Source organism: Cytobacillus dafuensis (assembly GCF_007995155.1).
Taxonomy (GTDB): Bacteria; Bacillota; Bacilli; order Bacillales; family Cytobacillaceae; genus Cytobacillus; species Cytobacillus dafuensis.
On sequence record NZ_CP042593.1, the window covers coordinates 3,468,517 to 3,491,638 of the forward strand.

The following is a 23,122-nucleotide window of genomic DNA, read 5'->3' on the forward strand; positions in this document are numbered from 1 at the left end:
CTTCCCTCAAAACTATCCGCTTTCTATTGTTCTATTCCCTTTTCAATCAATTTCTTTCCATACCCTGCAAGTAAATGATCTGGTTGAATCTCTAACGCCTTTTCGAAATAATGAAGCGCTTGATCTTCTACTTCCTTAAATCCGAATGCGACACCTAAATTATAATAGGCATCAGCATGGTTAGGATCGATACTTACACATTTTCCTAATTGCGAAATGGATTCGTCAATAAAATTTAGCTGGGCTAAGCATAGGCCATACTGAAAAAATGCCTCTGCATCATTTTCATTTAATTCCGTGCTCCTCTGGAGATAAGGCAAAGCCAATTTTCCTTGTTCAAGCGCCACTAACGTTAAACCTAGCATAAAATAATTATCACCGGATTCAAGTCCTTTTTTCATTGCCATTTCAAACATTTTTTTGGCTTGTTCAAACTCCTGAAGATCATAATATAAATTCCCAGCACTATAATAAGCAGTTGCTGCACCATCGTCTAACTCGATAGCTTTTTCAAAAAACTTTAATGCTTTCTCAGTCTCTCCAACGACAGATAAAACATTTCCAAAATTAATATAGGAAGACGGATCAGAGGGCTTCTCATTAATTGCCTCCATGAATGTCTTTGCAGCTTCTTCCCATTTTCCTTCTTGCATATATTGAATACCTATTTGGTTTTTATCCATTACAATCACTCCGTTCAATAAAAAAGTATAGCATAATCCTTTGCAGATTTAATATCAAACAAATTTACATCATTTCAAAATAATAGCCTCGACTCTATTTAAAGAACCGAGGCTTAACTTATCCCACATAATCAAGACGTTTACCATCTTTATAAACTTCATCAATTGTTCCACCACCTAGGCACTCATCACCATTATAAAATACAACTGCTTGACCAGGTGTGACCGCTCTAATCGGATCTTGGAAAACAACTCTTACTTTATTATCTTCCAACATCTCAACCGTAACTTTATTATCAGGCTGGCGATATCTAAATTTTGCCGTGCATTCAAATGTTTGTGGTTTTTCTTGGTTTGAAACCCAGTCAACATTTACAGCAACGATCGAATGTGAGTACAGCTTTTCATTGTGGAAGCCTTGGCCAACATAAAGGACATTTTTCTTCAAATCTTTTCCTATCGCAAACCATGGTTCACCTGACCCGCCAATTCCTAAGCCATGACGCTGGCCAATTGTATAATACATGAGACCATCATGCTTTCCCATTACCTTCCCATCGAAGGTTTCCATATTTCCAGGCTGTGCAGGCAAGTAGCTGCCGAGGAATTCCTTGAAATTCCGTTCACCAATAAAACAGATTCCTGTGCTATCCTTCTTCGTTGCGGTAGCAAGATTTGCCTCTTTCGCTATTTCCCTCACTTTAGATTTTTCAATATCACCGATTGGGAACATGACCTTTTCAAGCTGATCTTGGCCAAGCTGGTTTAGAAAGTAGGTTTGGTCTTTATTCTCATCAATGCCGCGAAGCATTTTATATTCACCATCGCGAAAAGCTACCCTAGCATAATGACCTGTTGCTAAATAATCAGCTCCAAGCTTCATTGCATGCTCTAGAAAGGCCTTAAATTTAATTTCTTTATTGCACATTACATCAGGATTTGGTGTTCGTCCTGCTTTATACTCATCAAGAAAATAAGTAAATACCTTGTCCCAATATTGCTTTTCAAAATTAACAGCATAATAAGGAATACCTATTTGATTACAAACTCGAATCACATCATTATAGTCCTCTGTAGCCGTACAAACACCGTTTTCATCTGTATCATCCCAGTTTTTCATAAAAATGCCGATAACGTCATAGCCTTGTTCTTTTAAAAGAAGTGCTGCGACTGAGGAATCAACCCCACCTGACATCCCAATCACCACGCGGGTATCTTTCGGCGCCTTTTTCATTGGATTCACCACGTTCCTGTTCAAAATTCTATTTTGTTAATCGCTTAACGATTTTACTTGTTTCTTCTGCTACCCTTTCGATTTGCTCTAACGTATTAAAGAGACCGAAGCTAAACCGAATGGAATTTTGGATACGATCATCAGCTTTTCCGTACATGGCTACTAGCACATGTGATGGATCGATTGAACCTGCTGTACAGGCTGATCCGCTAGATGCAGCAATACCGGCTATATCTAGATTGACAAGCATAGCCTCTACATTCGTTCCTGGAAAGCTTAAGTTTAAAACATGTGGCAAGGAATAATCAAGCGAGCCGTTTTGAAAAAATTCCACTTCATTCTCAGAAAGTATTTTTGTAAAAACAGATTTAAATTCATTATATTGCTTCGCTTTATTTTCCATCTCTTGCTGAGCGATTCGAACTGCCTCTAATAAACCGGCAATTGATGGGACATTTTCAGTGCCAGCTCGCCGCTTTCTTTCCTGTTCCCCGCCAAACAGACGCGAAGAAAGTTTTACATCTTTATTTACATACAAAAATCCAATTCCTTTAGGACCATTAATTTTATGTGCAGAGACTGACATTAAATCAATTCCACAATTCCGTACATTAATATTTTCAAGACCAAATGCCTGAACAGCATCTGTATGGAATTTCGCAGAGTGTCCAGCTAACATTTTTCCTATTTCTTCAATAGGCTGAATCGTTCCGACTTCATTATTTCCATACATAATAGTTACAAGAATCGTATCTTCTCTTAATGCTTTCTTAACATCTTCTACAGATACCCTGCCTTCTTGATCAACAGGCAAATAAGTAACTTCAAACCCGTCCTTCTCCAATTGCTGGCATGTATGAAGGACTGCATGATGTTCAATTTGTGTTGTGATAATATGCTTTCCATTTTGTTTGTAAGAATGAGCTACACCAAAAATAGCATGATTATCTGCTTCTGTACCTCCGCTTGTAAAAATAACTTCATTAGCCTCAGCGCCAATGCTTTTAGCAATCACTGCACGAGCTTCATCAATTATATGACGTGCACCGCGGCCAAATGAATGTATGCTGGAAGGGTTGCCGAATTCACTATTCATCACTTCCATCATTTTATCTATTACTTTTGGATGCATAGGAGATGTTGCTGCATGATCAACGTATATCCGATCCAATTCCATTCACCTTCTTATCCCTTAACGATTAATCCTGTAAAGATTGAACTTTTAATAATGTTGCTTATCAAATATATCTGCAAGTTTCACCAGTTTATCCGCCACTGACACAATTTCAAGATTAAATATAAAACATATATCCGTCAGCTGCACCGTCATCTGTATAATTAGCAAGATCTTCAAGTGTAGTACTGTCCAAAACATCCTTTACAGCATCACGAATTCTCATCCAAAGATGTTTTTTCGCTGGTTCCTCATCTTCAATTCCCTCAACTGGACTAATTGGCCCCTCTAACACCCGAATGATATCTCCTGCTGTTATTTTAGTAGGCTCATCCCCTAAAATATATCCTCCATAAGCACCTCGTATACTTTTAACTAGACCTGCATTTCGCAAAGGAGCAATAAGCTGTTCGAGATAATGCTCAGATAGTCCATTCGTTTGAGCAATTAATTTTAATGAAGTTGGGCCTTCTCCATGTTTTTTAGCAAGTTCCATCATAATCGTTAAACCGTAGCGGCCTTTGGTTGAAATTTTCATTAACTGACACCTCTATCCTTTTCTTGTACTGCTTGTATGACATTTTTCTTACTCATTCTAAGTAAGAACGCATCCGTTACTTTTTGACATTGCGGCAAGGCAACTCCGGCAATTGGGCCGATCGCTAAGCCTATTATGATTGTCCCCCAAAAAACAGGTCCTCCCAGCTGCCATCCAATTAATAAGACAACTACTTCCATACAGGCTCTTACAGGACCGACTTTCCATCCAGTTTTTGATGTTAAAGCAATCATTAGACTATCTCTTGGCCCTGCGCCTAATTGTGCTGAAATATATATACCCATTCCATAGCAATAAATCATAATACCACATATAAACATGATGATTTTTCCGGCAAGTGACGATGGTGTTTGCATAAATGGCAGTAATAATAATAAATCAATAAAGACACCGATTAAAACCATATTTAAAAAAGCACCCATTTTTGGGAACTCTTTTGAAATGAGAGAAGCAATCGTTAAAATGACGATCCCAACAATTATCGACCAGCTTCCAATGGTTAAGCCGAGCTGATAATATAAACCAACATGGAGAACATCCCATGGAGTTGCACCTAAATCAGCAATAATGAGCAAAACTATGCCAAGACTCATTACAAGTAAACCCGTTAAATATACAAGGAATCTAGGTCCAATTTGACCACTTTTTTTATGATTCATCCTCTAGATTCTCCTCGTCAAATATACTTATTCTTAGTATTTAGATAGACTTTTGTTATTATAACATATTTTAGGAGTGATAATCATTTTGTCATATCTTTTATTATGGTATGTTAATGAAAGAAACGTTTAAAGGATTGCGAAAGATTTGGAGTGATGAAATTGACTATAAAACCTTTAGCATTCCGAATGCGACCAAGAAATATTGAGGAAATAATTGGACAAGAGCATCTTGTAGCTGAAGGAAAAATCATAAATCGAATGGTAAAGGCAAAACAGCTTTCCTCCATGATATTATATGGCCCGCCCGGAATTGGAAAAACATCGATTGCAAGTGCGATTGCTGGAAGTACCCGTTATGCTTTTCGGAATTTGAATGCCGTTACCAATAACAAAAAAGATATGGAGATAGTTGCTGCTGAAGCCAAAATGTCAGGAAAAGTTATCCTACTTCTTGATGAGGTGCATAGACTTGATAAAGGAAAGCAAGACTTTCTGCTACCTTATTTAGAAAATGGAATGATTACCTTAATTGGAGCGACAACGAGTAATCCATATCATGCAATCAACCCAGCGATACGGAGCCGCTGTCAAATTTTCGAGTTAAAGCCTTTATCTGTAGATAATATTAAAGAGGCATTACTGCGGGCGGTCAGTGACAATGAACGGGGGCTAGGAGAAAAAAATATTCATTTAAATGAAGAAGCTCTAGCACACTTTGCCACTGCTTCAAACGGAGATGTAAGAAGTTCATTAAATGCTCTGGAATTAGCTGTTTTATCAACAGAGCCAGATGAATCGCATTCGATTCAAATTGACTTAGCGACAGCAGAGGAATGTATGCAACGAAAGAGTTTAGCTCATGATAAAGATGGTGATGCCCACTATGATGTTCTCTCCGCCTTCCAGAAATCAATTCGAGGAAGCGATGTAAATGCTTCCCTTCACTATTTAGGGAGATTAATTGAAGCAGGGGATCTGCCTAGTATTAGTAGACGATTATTGGTGATTGCCTATGAAGATATTGGCCTTGCTTCACCTCAAGCGGGGGCACGGACACTGGCGGCCATCGAAGCTGCAGAACGAGTAGGGTTTCCTGAAGGGAGAATTCCGCTCGCAAATGCTGTTATCGAGCTTTGTCTATCTCCTAAATCAAACTCTGCTATTATGGCGGTTGATGAGGCACTAGCTGATATACGCGCAGGAAAAAGCGGAGAAGTCCCTGATCACTTAAAGGACGCTCATTATAAGGGTGCAAAAGAGCTTGGAAGAGGAATTGATTATAAATATCCTCATAATTATGATGGCGGCTGGGTTAAGCAGCAGTATTTACCTGATAAAATAAAGAATAAGAAATACTATCAGCCGAAGAAAACGGGAAAATTTGAACAAGCATTGGCAGTAGTCTATTCCAATTTACAAAAATAATTCTATACTATATCTGCAACAAGATGGCAGAAGGGGCAGTTTCATAAGTCGAGTTTTCAACTTAGAAATGCCCCTTCTGCTTGAATAAATGCAGTTTTTTTAGCGGTATTTAGGATAGCCGATCTTCATCCATCCCTAAGCCGCTACATCTCTCTTTTTAAATACTACAAAAGCGATTACCTGGAACAATAAGAAGTACAAGATTAACATTACAGCAGAGAATCCTAATGTCATCCCTTCTACCATTGGAGTTCCTTCAATATATTGCAATAGATCAGTATTAGCGAATAAAGAATATTTTGCCCATTCATATTTCATAGAAATCAATCTAGTTACTTGTTCCCCCATGAATAAGAGGAATAAAGCTAATCCTATTGCAAGCGAGCTATTTCTAAATGCTGCTGAGATCATAAAGGCCATCGTTGCAAGCATTAACATACTAATAGACTTCATACCATAAGTGATGATAAGATGAACAATAATATTTTGTTCTTTAACTTCGCCTGCATAATAGTTTAAATATGGGAGCGGGTTTTCTGGCAGTCCAAAAAGAATGGCACCAAGTAATGCAGAATAAGCAAACAAAATGAACAGCATAAAAAGTCCAAATAACAGAGCAGTTATATATTTCGACAATAATATCTTTTCTCTTTTAATCGGCCGTATCAGTAGTAGTTTGATCGTTCCCCAATTAAATTCACTTGATACAATCCCTGCTGCAATAATAATGACAAATAATCCAACAAAATCAATTAAATCTGATATATTTGATACAAATCCCCAAACCGAATATTCTTCATTAGGAGAAATATCATGTTCAATTCGGTAGTTATTAATCGATATATTTCTTTCATAATATTCTTTCACATCCTTCGATGCTGAGGAACCCATCTCATTTAAATGTTTATTATATTCTTCGTTTTGAACTTGAAGCCCTTTTTTCCAATCTGAGTTGTCAGGTACTGATCCCTTTGAATCTTGGTATTTAATAAATCCGCCTGCAACAGTTGTTACTAATAACAATATTCCGATCATTACATATGTGCCGGGCCGTTTAAATATTTTCATCCATTCATTTTTGATTAAATTAAGCATGGACGGTTTCCTCCTTATTTGAAGTTACTTCGAGGAATCGATCTTCGAGAGTTTTTGTTACTTCTTTAATGCCATATATTTGAATTTCATTATGAACTAGCACTTGTACCGTTTCAGGAACCTCTTCCTTTATGAGCGGTAATGACACACCAATTTCAGTCTGCTCAATACGGTTCGAAGGATAAGTCGCTTTTAGCAGCTTTAAAGCTTTATCCTTATTATCCACCTCAAATTCATACATTTTCTCTTTTCCTTGAACAAAATCGTTCATTAGTTGAACATCGATGAGTTTTCCATTTTGTATGATCCCAATGCGGTCACACATCATTTCCATCTCAGAAAGTAAATGACTTGATACAATGACCGCCATATCCTTTTCTCTTGCTAGCTTTCTAAGATGATCTCTGATCTCTCTTATACCTGCTGGATCCAGCCCATTTGTCGGCTCATCTAAAATTAATACTTTAGGATCGTGGAGAAGGCATTGTGCTAATCCAAGTCTTTGCCTCATTCCAAGTGAATATGTCTTTACCTTGTCATGGATTCTGTCTGTAAGTCCAACAAGTTCTACCGTTTCATCTATTTTCATCTTTGATATCCCTTTTGACATTCTCGAATAATGAACTAGGTTTTGGTAGCCACTCAAGAATTTATACATTTCCGGATTTTCCACTATAGCTCCGATATGGGAGACCGCTTTTTCAAAATCTGTCTTGATGCTAGATCCCTGGATTATAATGTCACCGGATGTAATTCCAATTAGACCGACAATCATACGGATCGTAGTAGTTTTACCCGCTCCATTTGGACCAAGAAAACCAAACACTTCTCCTTTATTCACATTAAAACTGAGTGAATCAATGATTGTTCTTCCCTTAATTACCTTTGTTACATTTTGAATTTCTACAATGCTCTTCATTATTATCTCCTCTCATTCTTTGAAGGTTCTTTTCATCCACTCGATAATCGATAGACCTTCCATCTCCCGTAATTCCTCGACATTATGGCGTCCAATTATCTTTCCATCTTGAATAGCTAGTACCTCATCCAGCAGTGGCTCTATTTCATCAATTTCATGTGTAGCAATAATAACGATTTGGTTGTCAAAATCTATATATGAAAGCAATCCTTTTACTATCGAATCCCTAACCATTGGGTCAAGGCCTGAAAAAGGTTCATCCAAAAGCAGCACAGATGCTTCCCTTGCCAATGCAAGTACTAGTTTCAATCGTCCTCTGTTTCCTTTTGATAGCTGTTTAATATTTTTTTCTTTGTCTAATTTCATGAATTGAAGTAATTCATTTGCTCGATCAATCCGAAAATCCTGAAACTGTGTAGCATAGAAATCAATCATATCTTTTACTTTAAAAGGCTGATAAAACATATCTAGCTCAGTCAAATAGGCTACTTCATTTGCTATTTTTCGATTTGCTAGTTTTCCATTTACTAGTACTTGGCCACTAGTTGGATGGACGAGACCAGCAATCAATTTCAAGGTTGTTGATTTTCCGCTTCCATTTGGTCCAAGCAGCCCATAAATTTTCCCTTTCTCCAATGAATAGGTTACATCGTTAAGGCCATATTCACGTCCATATTTTTTTGTTACATTTTGAAACTCAATCATTTCCTTTCTCCCGCTTTCCTTTAATATAAAATTCTAAGCCGGAGAGCATTTCTTCATCAGAAAAACCAAGTTCCTTCATATTATTGAAAAATGCTTCAATGATTTCCATTTGCAAACGAACTTTTAATTCCTTAATTAGATTGTCATTTTCTGTTACAAATGTCCCCTGCCCACGCCTTGTTTCCACGATTTCCATCCTCTCCAATTCACTATATGTTCGTTGAATCGTATTTGGATTGACACCCGTTTGTATCGCCATCTCACGAACAGAAGGGAGTTTATTTCCAGGTAATAAATCTCCTCTAATAATTTGCTGATTAATTTTATCAACGATTTGCATATATATTGGCTTCGATGCTTGGAATTCTTCTCCCATTACACTACACCTCAACTTTCCGCTCTAAAAGCCAAACTGCGATGAAGAAGACTAAGATGACAACTGCTGCGTAAATAATGCCATTCGTCAATGATATTTCTGCTGCTTCTACAACTTTACCAGTACCTATTGAGTCTCCCACTTCAATCTTAATTGACTTCATAAAATCAAGGGAAATTACACCACTTTGTTTAAGGTTTTTATAAAACGGGAGATTTTGAATATAATTACTAACAACTTCTAAAAGAATCCAAAAACCTATTAAGATTGGCCATCTAAAATTCCTTGCAATAGGCACTTTTTTCAACGAATGATAGAATGACCAGTAAAATAGCACCCAAACTCCAAGGTAGATAGAACTTAAGACAATGGCTACTCCCATCAACATCATATTTGGAAAAGGTTCTTCAATAAATTGGGTGAAACCCCCTCCATGATCTGATAAATTTACTTGCCAATGTGCAAAGAACATGGCAAGTAAAAGGGATATAAGAAAATAGACTGAACCCGCAGCAAGCTTTGCCAAAAATAGCTTAACTCCGCTATTAGGATTGTGAAGCCAAAGCTGTGATTGACCTTCCGTATTTAAAGAAGTGATTAAAAATGCAGGTAGATACAATCCGTGTGCAACTAAAATCATTATAGAAACAATCGGTAAGATCTCAGGCTCATTGAAATATCGTGTTAAAGCAAGTCCCGCAAAAATTGCTATGATAAACAAAGCCATCCCAATTAAGAACCAATTTCTCGATAATTTTATTTCTTTCATAAATAAACCTTTAAAAGCCCTCAAATTTTCTTCCTCCTGAGCGATTCAGTGTTCTAGATAAATAGTACACTCATACATATTCGAATGTCAATCCTTATTTACTTTTATGGATAAATTAGGCTGTTGAAGAAAAATAAAAAGGTCTGGCATTAATAGACCAGACCTTACCTATCAATATATTAATCATTTACCCGATTTATTGGTACATCCTTTAGCAGTTGTCTGACAACATAGCTGGCCATAACTAGACCTGCTACAGAGGGAACGAAGGCATTAGAGGAAGGCGGCATTTTTGCTTTTCGTATTTCTGCGTCGTCTTTCCCTACTTCCTTCCTAACCTCTTCACGAATGACAATCGGACTTTCATCTGAGAAAACAACAGAAATCCCTTTGCGAATTCCCTCTTTTCTTAGGCGAGTTCGAATAATCTTGGCAATTGGATCTGTATGAGTTTTAGAAATATCAGCAATTTGGAAACGAGTAGGATCCATTTTATTGGCTGCCCCCATACTTGAAATGATGGGGATATTTCTTTTCAAACATTCCTTCATCAAATGAATCTTATAAGAAATCGTATCAGATGCATCAACCACAAAATCAAGTCCATGCTCAAAAAACTGCTCATACGTTTCCTCTGTGTAAAACATTTTCAATGCAATTACTTCACATTCTGGATTAATATCTTTAATCCGCTCCTTCATTAAATCAACCTTTGGCTGACCTACAGTAGAAAGCAAAGCGATGATTTGCCGATTTACATTTGTTATATCTACATCATCTTTATCGACTAACACTAAACGACCAACACCTGACCGTGCTAATGCTTCTGCAGCGAAAGTCCCGACACCGCCAATTCCAAGAACAGCAACAGTGCTGTTTGTCATAATATCTAGCCCTTCCTTGCCAATGGCTAGCTCATTCCTAGAAAATTGATGCAACATATTTATCTCAACTCCATACGTTTCAAATCCAGACCCTAATAGGGACATTTCTTTATTTTTTTCCCGATATGACTATATCATACTTATTCAGTAAAATAACAGTTCAAAATACAAAAAAAATCCAAACCTAAAATTAGTTTGGATTACGTTCATATGTATGGAAAGAGTCCCAATCGTGCCGTCGCTTTGATGCCTTCGTTTTGAACCCGCACTTAGCAGGTGGGTGTCCTGTTCCCTGCTTTTTGCAAGTCCTCGTCTTGGAGGCATTTACGCGGCTGGAAAACTCCGGACTCCCGAAGGAAAAATGTTCGGTCAAAATTTCAGGTTACACAACGAACACATCAGGACTCTTCTATTGAATTACTGATATTTTAACATAAAAACGGTGCTATATCAAGGAAGCAGCAATAGGTCTATTTTCATTTTTTTACAATTTTATTGTCCTGATTTAGCTTTTTTTAATTTTAATGCTAAATGCAAATCATCTAATTGTGCTTCACTTACTTCACCAGGAGCATCTGTTAACAAGCAGCTTGCACTTGCTGTTTTCGGGAATGCAATCGTGTCACGCAGATTTGATCTGCCAGCTAAAAGCATGACTAATCTGTCAAGACCTAGAGCAATTCCTCCATGTGGAGGAGTCCCATATTCAAATGCTTCCATTAAGAAACCGAATTGCTCATTTGCTTCCTCTTCAGAGAAACCAAGGACCTTAAACATTTTTTCCTGTACAGTTCTTTCAAAAATACGAAGTGAGCCTCCGCCAAGCTCATATCCATTAAGAACTAGGTCATAGGCTTGTGCCCTAACTTGAGATGGATCTGTATCAAGAATTTCCAGATCTTCTCTAAATGGCATTGTGAAAGGATGATGTGCCGCGAAATATCTGCCTGCCTCTTCATCATATTCAAGCAATGGCCAGTCAGTGATCCATAAGAAGTTAAACTTGCTTTGATCAATAAGTTCAAGGTCTTTACCTAGCTTGGAGCGTAAAGCACCTAGTGCATCCGCTACAACATTTTTCTTATCGGCCACGAATAATAACAAATCTCCAGGTTCAACTGATAAGGAAGCAGTAATTGCTTTTTGCTCTTCTTCCGTTACAAATTTAGAAATTGGTCCTTTTAATCCATCTTCTTCTGCTTTTAACCAAGCAAGTCCTTTAGCACCATATACGGCCACAAATTCTGTTAAAGCATCAATATCCTTTCTAGAATATTTGTCTGCTCCATTCTTAACATTGATTGCCTTTACTTGGCCTCCTGATGAAACAGCTCCTGCAAATACTTTGAAGCTAGAATCCTTTACGATCTCTGATAAATCTGTTAATTCCATTTCAAATCGTGTATCAGGCTTATCAGAACCAAAACGATCCATTGCATCTTGATACGTCATTCTTTGGAATGGTGTTTGAATATCAAGTTCTTTTACTTCTTTCATAATTTTTTTCATCATGTTTTCCATAAGGCCAATGATTTCATCTTGGCTCATAAAACTCATTTCGATATCGACCTGTGTAAATTCAGGTTGACGGTCAGCACGTAAATCCTCATCTCGGAAGCAGCGGGCAATTTGATAATATCGTTCAAATCCACCAACCATTAACAGCTGCTTAAAAATTTGCGGTGATTGTGGCAAAGCATAGAATTCACCGGGATGAACACGGCTTGGAACTAAATAATCACGAGCTCCTTCAGGCGTGCTCTTTGTCAAAATCGGTGTTTCCACATCAAGAAAACCTTCTCCGTCTAGGAATTCTCTCATCGCTTTTGTCACTTGATGACGCATTTTAAATGTTTCAAATATCACAGGTCTTCTTAAATCTAAATAACGATATTTTAAACGTATATCCTCTGAAACATCTGTCTTATTATCAATCATGAATGGAGGTGTTTTCGCTTCATTTAAGATCGTAATCTTTCCAGCTTGGATCTCCACTCTTCCTGTTTTTATATTGTCATTAATGGTACCTTCCTGACGAGCGATTACTTCTCCTTCAATATCAAGAACAAATTCATTTCTTACTTTTTCCGCTACAGCAAGCGCTTCTTTTGAAACCTCAGGGTTGAAGACAACTTGAACAATTCCAGTTCGGTCCCTTAGATCAATAAATATTAATCCGCCTAAATCACGGCGCTTTTGTACCCAGCCTTTTAATACAACTTTTTCGCCAATTGACGTTTCTGTTAATTCCCCGCAGTAGTAAGATCTCCCAAACATCATTTTTCCTCCTATTGTCTAGCAATTCTTATTGTCTAGCTTCGGCAGCTAGGGGCTCGAGGTCTTAAGTCGGTCCGACCAAAAGGTTAAAGGGTAACCTTTTAATCGGCCCGTCTTAAACTTGTCGCCCCTGGGCAAGCTGCCTACGCTTTTCTTATTTATTTAACTCTGAAAATTTTTCTATAAAAGAATCAAGTGCAATCTCAGATTGCTCTCCTGTTTCCATGGATTTCAGGTTGATTTTATTCTCCTTAAGCTCATCTTCCCCTAAAATTGCTACATATTTTGCATTTAGACGGTCAGCAGCTTTAAATTGTGCTTTTATTTTTCGATCCAAGTAGTCTCTTTCAGCAGAAAAGCCTGAAAGACGAAGCTTCTGCAGCAATCCTACCGTATAATCTTTCGCTTCTTCGCCTAGTGAAACGAGATAGCAATCGATTTCTTCCTTGATTGGAAGCGTTATTTGCTCTGCATCTAATGCTGCGATAAATCGTTCAATACTCATCGCAAAACCGATTCCAGGTGCCTCAGGGCCACCTAGCTCTTCAGTAAGACCGTTATAGCGACCGCCTCCACAAAGAGTTGTTATGGCGCCAAAACCTTCCGCCTCGCTCATAATTTCAAAAGCAGTATGGTTATAGTAATCCAGACCGCGAACTAGATTTGAATCTACCTCGAATTCAATACCAAGATCAGTTAAATACTGTTGTACTTTTTTAAAGTATTTTTTGGAATCCTCGTTTAAGTAATCAATAATTGAAGGAGCTGTTTTCATAAGCTCATGTTCACGGTCCAGCTTGCAGTCTAGAATACGCATTGGATTTTTCTCTAATCTATTTTGACAATCAGAGCAAAAATCGCCAATGCTCGGTTTAAAGTGATTTACTAAAGCTTCTCTGTGTGCTGCTCTGCTTTCCCTATCTCCCAAGCTATTAATGATTAACTTTAGCTTTTTTAATCCTAATTCCTTATAAAGAGACATCGCTACCGCAATCACTTCTGCATCAATGGCCGGATCATTACTTCCTATCGCTTCAACGCCAAACTGGACAAACTGGCGGTATCTTCCTGACTGTGGACGTTCATATCGGAACATGGGCCCCATATAATAAAGCTTTACAGGCTGATTCGGATCACCATACATTTTATTTTCGACATAGGAGCGAACAACTGCAGCTGTTCCTTCCGGCCTTAATGTTAAGCTTCTCTCTCCACGATCTTCAAATGTATACATTTCTTTTTGCACAATATCAGTCGTATCTCCAACACTTCGTAAAAATAACTCGGTATGTTCAAAAATCGGTGTTCTGATTTCACGATAATGGAATTTTTTACATATCTCTCTTGCTTTTTCTTCTATAAAATGCCATTTTTCAATTTCTCCTGGGAGTATATCTTGTGTACCTCTTGGTATTCGAATTGACATGTTATGTTTCCTCCTAAATTCGAATTAATATAGTATGCAAAAAGTCATTCGACCTACTTCAACTTTACTAGTCATTCAAGATTGTTTAAGTAAATCGACCAACTATTTTTTACATATAAAAAAGCCCCCGCCTCCTTGTATAAAATATACAAGGGACGAGAGCTTGTAGTTTCCCGTGGTGCCACCCTAATTGAAGACGTAGAAATACGTTCTTCCTCTTTTACAGTTAACGCCTGTGAACGTTCAACTCCTATTAAAAGCAGATGCTTCTTTCAGAGAGAAACCTACGAAGTGTTCTTTCATTAAATCATCATGCAGAAATGTTTTCAGCCTATGACATTTCTTCTCTTTTCATGTGGGGTTTAATTACTCTTCTTCATCAAACAGTATTAGAAAAGCAGAGAGTGCCTTCGTATTGGCTTAATTTATAAACTCATGGCCCTCGATGCTAGTCATTTATTTATTTTTAAACTTCTCATAATGTTTATATAATAATACGGATCATCATGGCCATTGTCAATAGTGTTTTAAGATCTCTCCAAATGTTTTTTCAACTTCCTAACATCTTTAACGGTTAATCCAAATTCAGAAGCTAATTCTACCATATTAGAGCTTTGCTCTTTTTGAATGAAATCATGAAAATCCACTCCAAAAAGTTGATTTTCTCCCTTCTGTATAGAAAATCCTTTCTCACCAAATCTCATATATATATATCACCTTTCATGCAATTAATAGTAATAAACTGGTTGCACTACCATAATATTTATGGAAAATACTTGACTAGCCGCATCATTTTTGTTTTCCTTTAAGAGAATGAATCTATCATTTATCATTCCCAAACTAAATAATATTTATTAGTTTTTTTGAAAAAGGTAAGGAGGAGACTAATGTTTAGAAAGAAACAAATCCTCTTGTTCTTATGTTGCATCCTTCTTATTGGAATTGTTACTCCCTTGACAACAACTACAGCAGCAAGTTCAACTGTTAAGATTAGTTCAGATCAATTAAACATCCGTAAAGGACCAGGATTAAGCTATCCAATTGTTGGAAAGGCAAAAAGAGGAGAAAGCTATCCATTACGATCAGAAAAAGAGGATTGGATTGAAATTAAGCTTCCAAACGGAAGTACTGGCTGGGTTGCAAATTGGCTTGTTTCGAAAGTAAATTCCAGTCAAAATAATCCCTCTACAGTTAATAATAAAGGAAACGAGATTGCGATTATTTCAACCGATGGATTGCGTGTAAGAAAAGGACCTGACACAAGTTATCAAGTAATCGGAACTGTTCAAAAAGGGGACACCTTTGCTATTCAGAACAGAAAGAGTAATTGGATTCAGCTTAAAACACCATTTGGTGATGGCTGGGTCTCAAGTGATTTTGTCAAAATCCAAAACGATAAAGTTAATCATTCTTCTTCAGTTGGTTTCAATGGAAGAATTACTGCGGATTCCCTAAATGTCAGAAGCTCGCCTTCGTTAAACAGTCAGATTATCGGAAAATTATATTCTGGGGATACTGTCAAGATTCTCTCTCAAAATAGTGAATGGACAGAAATATTTTTTTCTGGGAAGAAGGCATGGATAAGCAGTCAATATGTCGAAGCCGTTAATGATTCCAAAAGTGGCTCTTCTGATCAAAAAAAGCCCAATAAATCATCTACTTCTAATAAAAATGGTAAAGTAACAGCAACCACATTAACAGTTCGTGATACCGGCTCCTTAAATGGAAATGTAGTGAGTACGGTGTCAAAAGGACAAAGCTTTGAAATTCTTGAAGAATTAAATAATTGGGCAAAGATAGAATATAAAAACGGATCTTTTGGTTGGGTCGCAAGCTGGTATTTAGATATATCAGAGGACAAGCATTCCGTTTCCTCTGAGAAAAAAATTAAGGATAGTTCAGTCCAAATCATACATGATGGTACAAACATAAGAAAAAGCCCAAATACGAACTCTCAAGTAGTTCAAAGAGCCAATCAAGGTGAAACATTTGATATTATTAGCATTCAAGATGACTGGTATGAAATCCGTCTCACAAATGGAGATAGCGGATTTATAGCGGGATGGATTGTTTCGGTAAATGGCTCCGCCCCAATCGTTGAAAAGCCTGGATCAGAGCAGCATTTACAAAACAAAAAAATTGTTATTGATCCTGGACATGGTGGCAGAGACAATGGGACAACAGGTGCTAACGGAACTATAGAAAAAACATTAACACTCAAAACTGCACAGCTACTTTACGATAAATTAAAATCTGCTGGCGCAAATGTAATCTTAACACGTAATACTGATACATATATCCCTTTATCTTCAAGAGTCTATGCCTCACATTATCATAATGCCGATGCTTTTATTAGTATCCATTACGATAGTTTGATGGATCGTAGTGTGAATGGAATGACAACCTATTACTATCATTCCTATCAAAAAAATCTTGCTGAAAATGTTCATTCATCAATAACATCCAATACAAATTTGAAGGATCGCAGCTATCGATTTGGCGATTATTATGTTTTAAGAGAGAATAAACGGAATGCCATTCTTTTGGAACTTGGTTATTTAAGCAATCCAGGAGAAGAAATAGTTATTTCTTCTCCGCAATTCCAAGATTCCGTTACTTCAGGAATCTATCAGGGTATTGCTAGATACTTTAAAGAAAATAATTAAACCAATATTAGAAAAACTTGGCATTCATCAAGTCCTTTTTGGTGAATGCCTTAGTTTTTCTTATGCGATATTGTTTGCAGGGAATCTTATAGAAACTTGACATCACTATAGTACATTAATAAACTAAAACTTTCCTGTTAGCTAAAAAAACAAAGCGTTCGCCAGGACATGGCGAATGCTTTGTTTTTCTTTTTCTATCTTCTTAGCGTAAGAATGCAATCTGATCCTATAATTATTTACTCTCAAGAATTAAAGTAACAGGTCCATCATTTATTAACTGAACATCCATCATGGCTCCAAATTTTCCTGTTTCCACTTTTAATCCTTTTTCCTCAAGAAAAGAATTAAAGGCTTCATAAATTTTCAATGCATGATCAGGCTTTGCTGCTTCCATGAAATTTGGTCTGCGCCCCTTCCGGCAATCTCCATATAAAGTAAATTGCGAGACGGATAAAATTTCCCCGCCTTTATCTAAAATCGACAGGTTCATTTTCCCGTTATCATCTTCAAAAACACGGAGATTGGCAATTTTATCTGCCAAAAACGCAGCATCCTCGTCCTTATCATCATGGGTGACACCAACTAAAAGGACAAAGCCCTTTGTAATACTCCCTACAATATCACCATTCACCTTGACATTAGCTTCCTTGCTTCTTTGTACAACAACTCGCATGATAAATACTCCCTAATTCATTATCCTGCGGACCGCATAAACATCTGGAATTTGTTTAATACGTTCAACTACTTTTTGCAAATGGTTTACATTGTGAATAGCAATCGTCATATTAATCGTCGCCGATTTATTTCGATCAGATCTACCCGATACCGCAGAAATATTTGTTTTTGATTCATTGACTGCTTGCAATACTTCATTTAATAATCCCCGTCTATCATACCCGGTAATTTCAATCTCAACGCTATATTCTTTCCTGTCATTTAAGTCAGTTTCCCATTCAACAGGTATTAATCTTTCTTTAGCTTCATCATTAACAATATTTGTGCAATCAGCCCTGTGAACGGAAACCCCGCGGCCTTTTGTAATAAAGCCAACTATTTCATCTCCTGGCACTGGGTTACAGCAACGGGAAAGTCGGATAAGCAAATTATCAATGCCAGAGACTCGAACCCCAGATTCACGCTTTTTAGTAGATGGGAATGACCGTAGTTCGGAAACAGCATTTGTAATATCGGTTACTTGCTCCATATCGCGCTTTCTGCGTAATTTTTCCGTTAAGCGATTAGCAACCTGTAGAGCAGTTACGCCGTTATAGCCCACTGCCGCATACATGTCTTCCTCATTCATGAAATTAAATTTTTCTGCAACTCTTTTTATATTTTCATTCGTCAAAATTTCTTTTAAGTCGAAATCCATATTACGGATTTCTTTTTCAATTTGCTCTCTTCCCTTTTCAATATTCTCATCTCTTCTTTGTTTTTTGAAGAATTGTCGAATTTTATTTTTAGCTTGGGAGGTTTGAGCAAGCTTTAACCAATCTTTACTTGGACCATATGAATGCTTTGATGTTAATATTTCAATTATATCGCCAGTATTAAGCTTATAATCGAGAGTAACCATTTTTCCATTCACCTTAGCTCCAATTGTTTTATTGCCAATTTCAGAATGAATTCGGTAGGCAAAATCAATTGGTACTGATCCTGATGCCAGTTCAATGACATCACCTTTAGGTGTAAAAACAAATACCATGTCAGAGAATAGATCTATCTTTAATGATTCCATAAATTCTTCAGCATTCACTGAGTTATCTTGAAACTCTAAGATTTCACGGAACCATGTCAGTTTATCTCCTATTTCGTTAAGCTTTTTTCCTTCCTTATAAGCCCAATGGGCAGCAATCCCGAATTCTGAAATCCTGTGCATTTCAAATGTGCGTATTTGCACCTCAAGCGGGTCACCCTTAGGTCCAATTACCGTTGTATGAAGGGATTGATACATATTTTGCTTAGGCATAGCAATATAGTCTTTAAAGCGCCCTGGCATAGGCTTCCAACATGTATGAATAATACCTAGCACTGCATAACAATCTTTTATATTATTAACAACTATTCTCACCGCAAGGAGATCATAAATTTCATTAAATTGTTTATTTTGCAGTGCCATTTTACGATAAATACTATAAATATGCTTTGGACGACCTGAAATTTCGGATTTAATTGAAACTTCATTCATACGATTACGCATTTCGCCGATTACATCATCAAGATATTGCTCCCGTTCAGCTCTTTTCTTTTTCATTAAATTAACAATTCGATAATATTGCTGTGGATTTAAATATCTTAAAGCAGTATCCTCTAGCTCCCATTTAATTTTTGAAATTCCTAATCGATGGGCAAGAGGAGCGAAAATTTCAAGTGTTTCATTTGATATACGCCTTTGCTTTTCCGCAGGCAAATGCTTTAACGTACGCATATTATGAAGTCTGTCTGCAAGCTTGATTAATATCACACGGATATCCTGTGCCATTGCGACAAACATTTTCCTGTGGTTTTCTGCTTGCTGCTCTTCTTGTGATTTATATTTTATTTTTCCAAGCTTTGTTACACCGTCAACAAGCATTGACACTTCTTGATTAAATGCCTCTTTTATATCTGTTAACGTGACGTCAGTATCCTCTACAACGTCATGTAGAAAACCGGCTGCGACCGTAGATGGATCCATTTCTAAATCTGCTAATATTCCTGCAACCTGAATGGGATGGATGATATATGGCTCACCCGATTTTCTATATTGTTCACGATGGGCATGTCTCGCAAATTCATATGCTTTCTGAACAAGTGCCACATGCTCATCATTTAAATATACTTTTGTCCTGTCGATGACTTGTTCAGCGGTCAGAACATGATCGTTCGCCATGGGATCACCTTTTATCTAATATTTTTCATATAATAAGAAATGCGAAAAAAACGCGATTGCCTTCTTAAAATAAAAGTTTCCGTTTTAACATCTCAAAAAAATTAGAATGATTAGCTTCTATTATCGAAAAAAAAAATGAATATGTAAAGGGATAGTGAAAATTTTTAAGAAAAAATAAGAAGTTTGTCGAATGATTTATTCCAAACCATTGAAAAAAGAGCGCCGATCATTAGCGCTCTTCCACAATTTAATAATTCATCAATGTCAGAATATCATATTTTTCAAGCTTATCACGACCATTTAAATATGATAATTCGATTAGGAAGGCAATCCCTGCAACAATGCCGCCTAGCTGTTCAACTAACTTAATCGTTGCCTCAATCGTTCCTCCAGTAGCAAGCAAATCATCAGTAATTAATACTCTTTGTCCTGGCTTGATGGCATCCTTATGTATCGTTAGGACATCTTTGCCATATTCTAATCCATAATCTACTTTAACCGTTTCACGAGGAAGCTTTCCTTCCTTCCTTACAGGTGCAAAACCAACTCCTAGAGAATATGCAACTGGACAACCGATGATAAAGCCACGTGCCTCTGGACCAACAACTAAATCAATTTGCTTCTCACGGGCATACTCTACAATTTTGTCAGTGGCATATCTATATGCATCACCATTATCCATTAAAGTGGTAATATCCTTAAATTTAATACCTGGCTTTGGCCAGTCTTGGACGATTGTAATATATTGTTTTAAGTCCATTCTTTTATTGCCTCCTCAAATTTCACAGAACCTTGGATTACTGAATCAAACCAACTTTTTAACTGATGATAGGTTGAATACAATAAATCGCTTTCAAGAGAAAACTGTGCACGTCTTTGCTCATAAACAAGCGATTCTGTTAAATCACGTTTTTGTGAAGTCTCATTTATGGAAATAATTCCATTGTTTATTTTAACAAAATCTAGTTCAAAAAACACCTGTGACATAAAGTCAATTGTTTCCCTGCTCCAGCCTTTATATTTAGCGATTTCCATTCCATATCTATCAATATCAAGAGGTCCTTGCTTCAATAAAAAAGCATAAAACCATTTGAAATGTTCACGTGTCGGAATTGTACTAAAGTAAGCACTATCTTCTTTATAAAAATGTGCATATATTCTAGCTGGATTTTTCCCTAAAAATATATTAGCGAGCAGTTCCTTTGATGAAGGCATATCCAATAAAATGACATTTTCCATTTCTATATTTAATGCAGCTGCTTCTTCAATAGAACTAACAGTTACTACTTTTTCATTTGTATATGATTGAAATTTATTTGCATTGTCATGATTAAAAACAATCCACTTGGAATGTTCCTTTGGGATGAGTTCTTCTAGTTGCCCAAGACGTTTTATACCTCTAATATCAAAAAGCTGCCAGTCATCAATCGCTAAATCTTGAAGAAAGATTTGTGGCTTTCGAATATTATTCCATTCGTTAATCGAAAGTTCACCGATTACGGATATTTTTGAATGTGGAGAAATGTGATCATGCAAAGTTCCTAACCCGAAGCCAACACCATCAAGTGTTTTGCCATCATGTTCTATTGTCATTTTCAAATGGTTTTGATCTGAACCGATCTTTCTCATGCCAGAAATATTAGCATCTTTAATTAATATTTTCGGTTTTGGATTATCCATGCCATAAGGAGACAGCAACTGCATTTCCTCTATAGAAGCTAGGTCAATATCATGTAAAGGGATGCTTCCATCTAGAGTCGTTACTGGAATAAAGTCCTCATCTTTTAGTTGGGTTTTCGCTGCTTGATTTAATCTCATTCGCAGTTCGTCAACATGCTCAAGCTGTAAAGTCATTCCAGCAGCCATAGGATGGCCGCCGAAATGTGGCAAAATATCTCTACTATCGGAAAGATTCTTAAATAAATCAAAACCCATAATACTGCGAGCAGAACCCTTTGCCAGACCTTTTTCTTTATCGTAGCTTAATACGATTGCAGGACGATAAAATTTTTCAACAAGCTTTGAAGCAACAATCCCAATTACTCCTGCATTCCAGCCCTCTTTTCCAATGACAAGAACGGAATGTTCGTTTATTGGATACTTTTCCTCTACTTCACGAATAGCTTGCTCAGCTATTTCGCTTACGAGTGCCTGCCTATCCTTATTCATCTGATCAATCTCTGCTGCAATTGCCTCTGCTTCATCAATATCCTCTGTTAAAAGCAAATCAACAGCTGGATCAGCGCTGTCTAATCTTCCAGCAGCATTTAAGCGCGGTGCAATAAGAAAACCAATCGTTTCTTCATTAATTGAACTTGCCTCTACTTTATTTAATTTCAGTAATGCTTTTAAACCAACATTTTTCGTAGACTGTAATTTTTTAATTCCACGTTTTACAATTAAGCGATTTTCTCCTTTTAACGATACTAAATCTGCAATTGTACCAATGGCCGCAATTTCAAGTAAATGTTCAGGTAATCCACCGTATAAAGCATGAGCTAATTTAAATGCGACACCCACTCCAGCCAGCTCACGAAAAGGATATTGGCTATTCGTTAGCTTGGGATGAATAATTGAAAGTGCCTCAGGCAATTCAGGTCCTGGTTCGTGGTGATCCGTAATAATTAATTCAAGACCAAGCTCTTTCGCTGCCTTTGCTTCATTTACAGCAGCAATTCCTGTATCAACCGTGATAATCAATTTTATTCCAATTTCTGCTGCATATTGAAAAGCAGGAATATTCGGTCCATATCCTTCTGTAAAACGGTTGGGAATGTAAAACTGAACATTGGCCCCAAGTTCTCTAAGAGTTTTCATCACGACAGTGGTGCTTGTAACACCATCTGCATCATAGTCTCCAAATACTAATAATGGTTCTTGCTTTTCTATCGCCGTTTTTATCCGTGATACTGCTATATCCATACCATTTAATAAATAAGGATCATGAAATTCTTGATCATGATCAAATAAAAAATACCTTGCTGATTCGGGTATATCTAATCCCCGATTAACTAGTAGAGAAGCCAGGAGAGGAGTAATATTTAAATCTTGTACTAATTGATTTTCCTTTTCTTCATCAGAATTCCGAACAATCCATCTTGTTTTTGAATGTAACATTTATTCACCCCTCAGCCTATTAATTATACAAGAGGCATTCATGTGTTTCAATGATTGAGCAAATAATCTATTTCCAAAAAGTTCTTAAACATAATAAAGTGAAACTTCCATAAGTGGGGGGGTTCCGACGCACAGGACGTGCTAGTGCCGACGTTGCCACAGGACGTGGCGTTCTTAGTCGGCTTTCATCCCCCACTGATGGTTAGTTGCGGCCCACAGGAAGTGGGTCACGCAGACGTTGCCACACGATGTGGCGCTTTTAGTCTGTGTTCATTTTAT

At 37.1% G+C, this 23,122-nt stretch carries 20 protein-coding genes, 1 other RNA gene and 1 other annotated feature; of the genes, 2 read left to right on the forward strand and 19 right to left on the reverse strand.

What is annotated here, in order from left to right; translation table 11 throughout:
- Positions 1-23: 23 nt before the first annotated feature.
- The 5 genes from FSZ17_RS16600 to FSZ17_RS16620 all read right to left on the reverse strand — a co-directional run bounded on the left by FSZ17_RS16600 (position 24) and on the right by FSZ17_RS16620 (position 4,309).
- Entirely contained in the window at positions 24-683 is a 660-nt protein-coding gene (locus tag FSZ17_RS16600; RefSeq protein WP_057771667.1) for a tetratricopeptide repeat protein, read from the reverse strand.
- A gap of 118 nt (positions 684-801) precedes the next feature.
- Complete coding sequence (gene mnmA / locus FSZ17_RS16605; RefSeq protein WP_057771668.1) at positions 802-1,917, reverse strand: tRNA 2-thiouridine(34) synthase MnmA; 1,116 nt, start codon at positions 1,915-1,917, stop codon at positions 802-804.
- Between the two features lie 28 nt (positions 1,918-1,945).
- The gene (locus FSZ17_RS16610) at positions 1,946-3,088 is read right to left on the reverse strand and encodes a cysteine desulfurase family protein (protein WP_057771669.1); all 1,143 of its coding nucleotides are present in this window, start codon (positions 3,086-3,088) and stop codon (positions 1,946-1,948) included.
- Positions 3,089-3,209: 121 nt separating this feature from the next.
- Positions 3,210-3,629, reverse strand: coding sequence for a cysteine metabolism transcriptional regulator CymR (cymR, locus tag FSZ17_RS16615; RefSeq protein ID WP_057771670.1), 420 nt, complete (start codon positions 3,627-3,629; stop codon positions 3,210-3,212).
- Positions 3,629-4,309, reverse strand: coding sequence for a YczE/YyaS/YitT family protein (locus FSZ17_RS16620; protein WP_057771671.1), 681 nt, complete (start codon positions 4,307-4,309; stop codon positions 3,629-3,631). The genes cymR and FSZ17_RS16620 overlap by 1 nt, the downstream gene beginning before the upstream one ends.
- A 162-nt stretch (positions 4,310-4,471) precedes the next feature.
- Between FSZ17_RS16620 and FSZ17_RS16625 the strand changes: the two genes are divergently transcribed.
- A complete protein-coding gene (locus FSZ17_RS16625) occupies positions 4,472-5,737 on the forward strand; it encodes a replication-associated recombination protein A (RefSeq protein ID WP_146846505.1) in 1,266 nt (421 codons plus the stop codon).
- A 135-nt stretch (positions 5,738-5,872) separates the two neighbouring features.
- On the opposite strand, the gene FSZ17_RS16630 is transcribed toward FSZ17_RS16625, so the two are convergent.
- The 10 genes from FSZ17_RS16630 to FSZ17_RS23520 form a co-directional block, all read right to left on the reverse strand.
- A complete protein-coding gene (locus tag FSZ17_RS16630; protein ID WP_057771673.1) occupies positions 5,873-6,832 on the reverse strand; it encodes an ABC transporter permease in 960 nt (319 codons plus the stop codon).
- Positions 6,825-7,751 carry an ABC transporter ATP-binding protein gene (locus FSZ17_RS16635; RefSeq protein ID WP_057771674.1) on the reverse strand — a complete coding sequence of 309 codons (927 nt, stop codon included), beginning with the start codon at positions 7,749-7,751 and terminating at the stop codon, positions 6,825-6,827. Before FSZ17_RS16635 ends, FSZ17_RS16630 begins: the two co-directional genes overlap by 8 nt.
- A gap of 12 nt (positions 7,752-7,763) precedes the next feature.
- Positions 7,764-8,456 carry an ABC transporter ATP-binding protein gene (locus FSZ17_RS16640; protein WP_057771675.1) on the reverse strand — a complete coding sequence of 231 codons (693 nt, stop codon included), beginning with the start codon at positions 8,454-8,456 and terminating at the stop codon, positions 7,764-7,766.
- Positions 8,449-8,832, reverse strand: coding sequence for a GntR family transcriptional regulator (locus tag FSZ17_RS16645; RefSeq protein ID WP_057771676.1), 384 nt, complete (start codon positions 8,830-8,832; stop codon positions 8,449-8,451). Before FSZ17_RS16645 ends, FSZ17_RS16640 begins: the two co-directional genes overlap by 8 nt.
- A 4-nt stretch (positions 8,833-8,836) precedes the next feature.
- Complete coding sequence (locus FSZ17_RS16650) at positions 8,837-9,625, reverse strand: hypothetical protein (RefSeq protein WP_057771677.1); 789 nt, start codon at positions 9,623-9,625, stop codon at positions 8,837-8,839.
- A gap of 155 nt (positions 9,626-9,780) precedes the next feature.
- Entirely contained in the window at positions 9,781-10,542 is a 762-nt protein-coding gene (locus tag FSZ17_RS16655; protein ID WP_057771678.1) for a tRNA threonylcarbamoyladenosine dehydratase, read from the reverse strand.
- A 162-nt stretch (positions 10,543-10,704) separates the two neighbouring features.
- Positions 10,705-10,893, reverse strand: a non-coding RNA gene (gene ssrS, locus FSZ17_RS16660) — 6S RNA.
- Between the two features lie 84 nt (positions 10,894-10,977).
- Positions 10,978-12,762 carry an aspartate--tRNA ligase gene (gene aspS / locus FSZ17_RS16665; RefSeq protein ID WP_057771679.1) on the reverse strand — a complete coding sequence of 595 codons (1,785 nt, stop codon included), beginning with the start codon at positions 12,760-12,762 and terminating at the stop codon, positions 10,978-10,980.
- Between the two features lie 154 nt (positions 12,763-12,916).
- Positions 12,917-14,188 (reverse strand): histidine--tRNA ligase, encoded by a 1,272-nt coding sequence (gene hisS, locus FSZ17_RS16670; protein ID WP_057771680.1) that lies wholly within the window; start codon positions 14,186-14,188, stop codon positions 12,917-12,919.
- Positions 14,189-14,336: 148 nt separating this feature from the next.
- Positions 14,337-14,581 (reverse strand) — a binding site (T-box leader).
- A 134-nt stretch (positions 14,582-14,715) separates the two neighbouring features.
- Positions 14,716-14,892: a hypothetical protein gene (locus FSZ17_RS23520; protein WP_057771681.1), complete on the reverse strand. Its 177-nt coding sequence runs from the start codon at positions 14,890-14,892 to the stop codon at positions 14,716-14,718.
- 183 nt (positions 14,893-15,075) lie between these two features.
- Here FSZ17_RS23520 and FSZ17_RS16675 point away from each other — a divergent pair, with 183 nt between their 5' ends.
- The gene (locus FSZ17_RS16675) at positions 15,076-16,854 is read left to right on the forward strand and encodes an N-acetylmuramoyl-L-alanine amidase family protein (protein ID WP_057771682.1); all 1,779 of its coding nucleotides are present in this window, start codon (positions 15,076-15,078) and stop codon (positions 16,852-16,854) included.
- Positions 16,855-17,086: 232 nt separating this feature from the next.
- On the opposite strand, the gene dtd is transcribed toward FSZ17_RS16675, so the two are convergent.
- The 4 genes from dtd to recJ form a co-directional block, all read right to left on the reverse strand.
- Positions 17,087-17,527: a D-aminoacyl-tRNA deacylase gene (gene dtd, locus FSZ17_RS16680; RefSeq protein WP_057771683.1), complete on the reverse strand. Its 441-nt coding sequence runs from the start codon at positions 17,525-17,527 to the stop codon at positions 17,087-17,089.
- Between the two features lie 12 nt (positions 17,528-17,539).
- On the reverse strand, positions 17,540-19,726 hold the full coding sequence (locus FSZ17_RS16685) for a RelA/SpoT family protein (protein WP_057771684.1): 2,187 nt from the start codon (positions 19,724-19,726) through the stop codon (positions 17,540-17,542).
- Positions 19,727-19,973: 247 nt separating this feature from the next.
- Positions 19,974-20,486: an adenine phosphoribosyltransferase gene (locus tag FSZ17_RS16690; RefSeq protein ID WP_057771685.1), complete on the reverse strand. Its 513-nt coding sequence runs from the start codon at positions 20,484-20,486 to the stop codon at positions 19,974-19,976.
- On the reverse strand, positions 20,477-22,843 hold the full coding sequence (recJ, locus tag FSZ17_RS16695; RefSeq protein ID WP_057771686.1) for a single-stranded-DNA-specific exonuclease RecJ: 2,367 nt from the start codon (positions 22,841-22,843) through the stop codon (positions 20,477-20,479). The genes FSZ17_RS16690 and recJ overlap by 10 nt, the downstream gene beginning before the upstream one ends.
- Positions 22,844-23,122 lie beyond the last annotated feature (279 nt).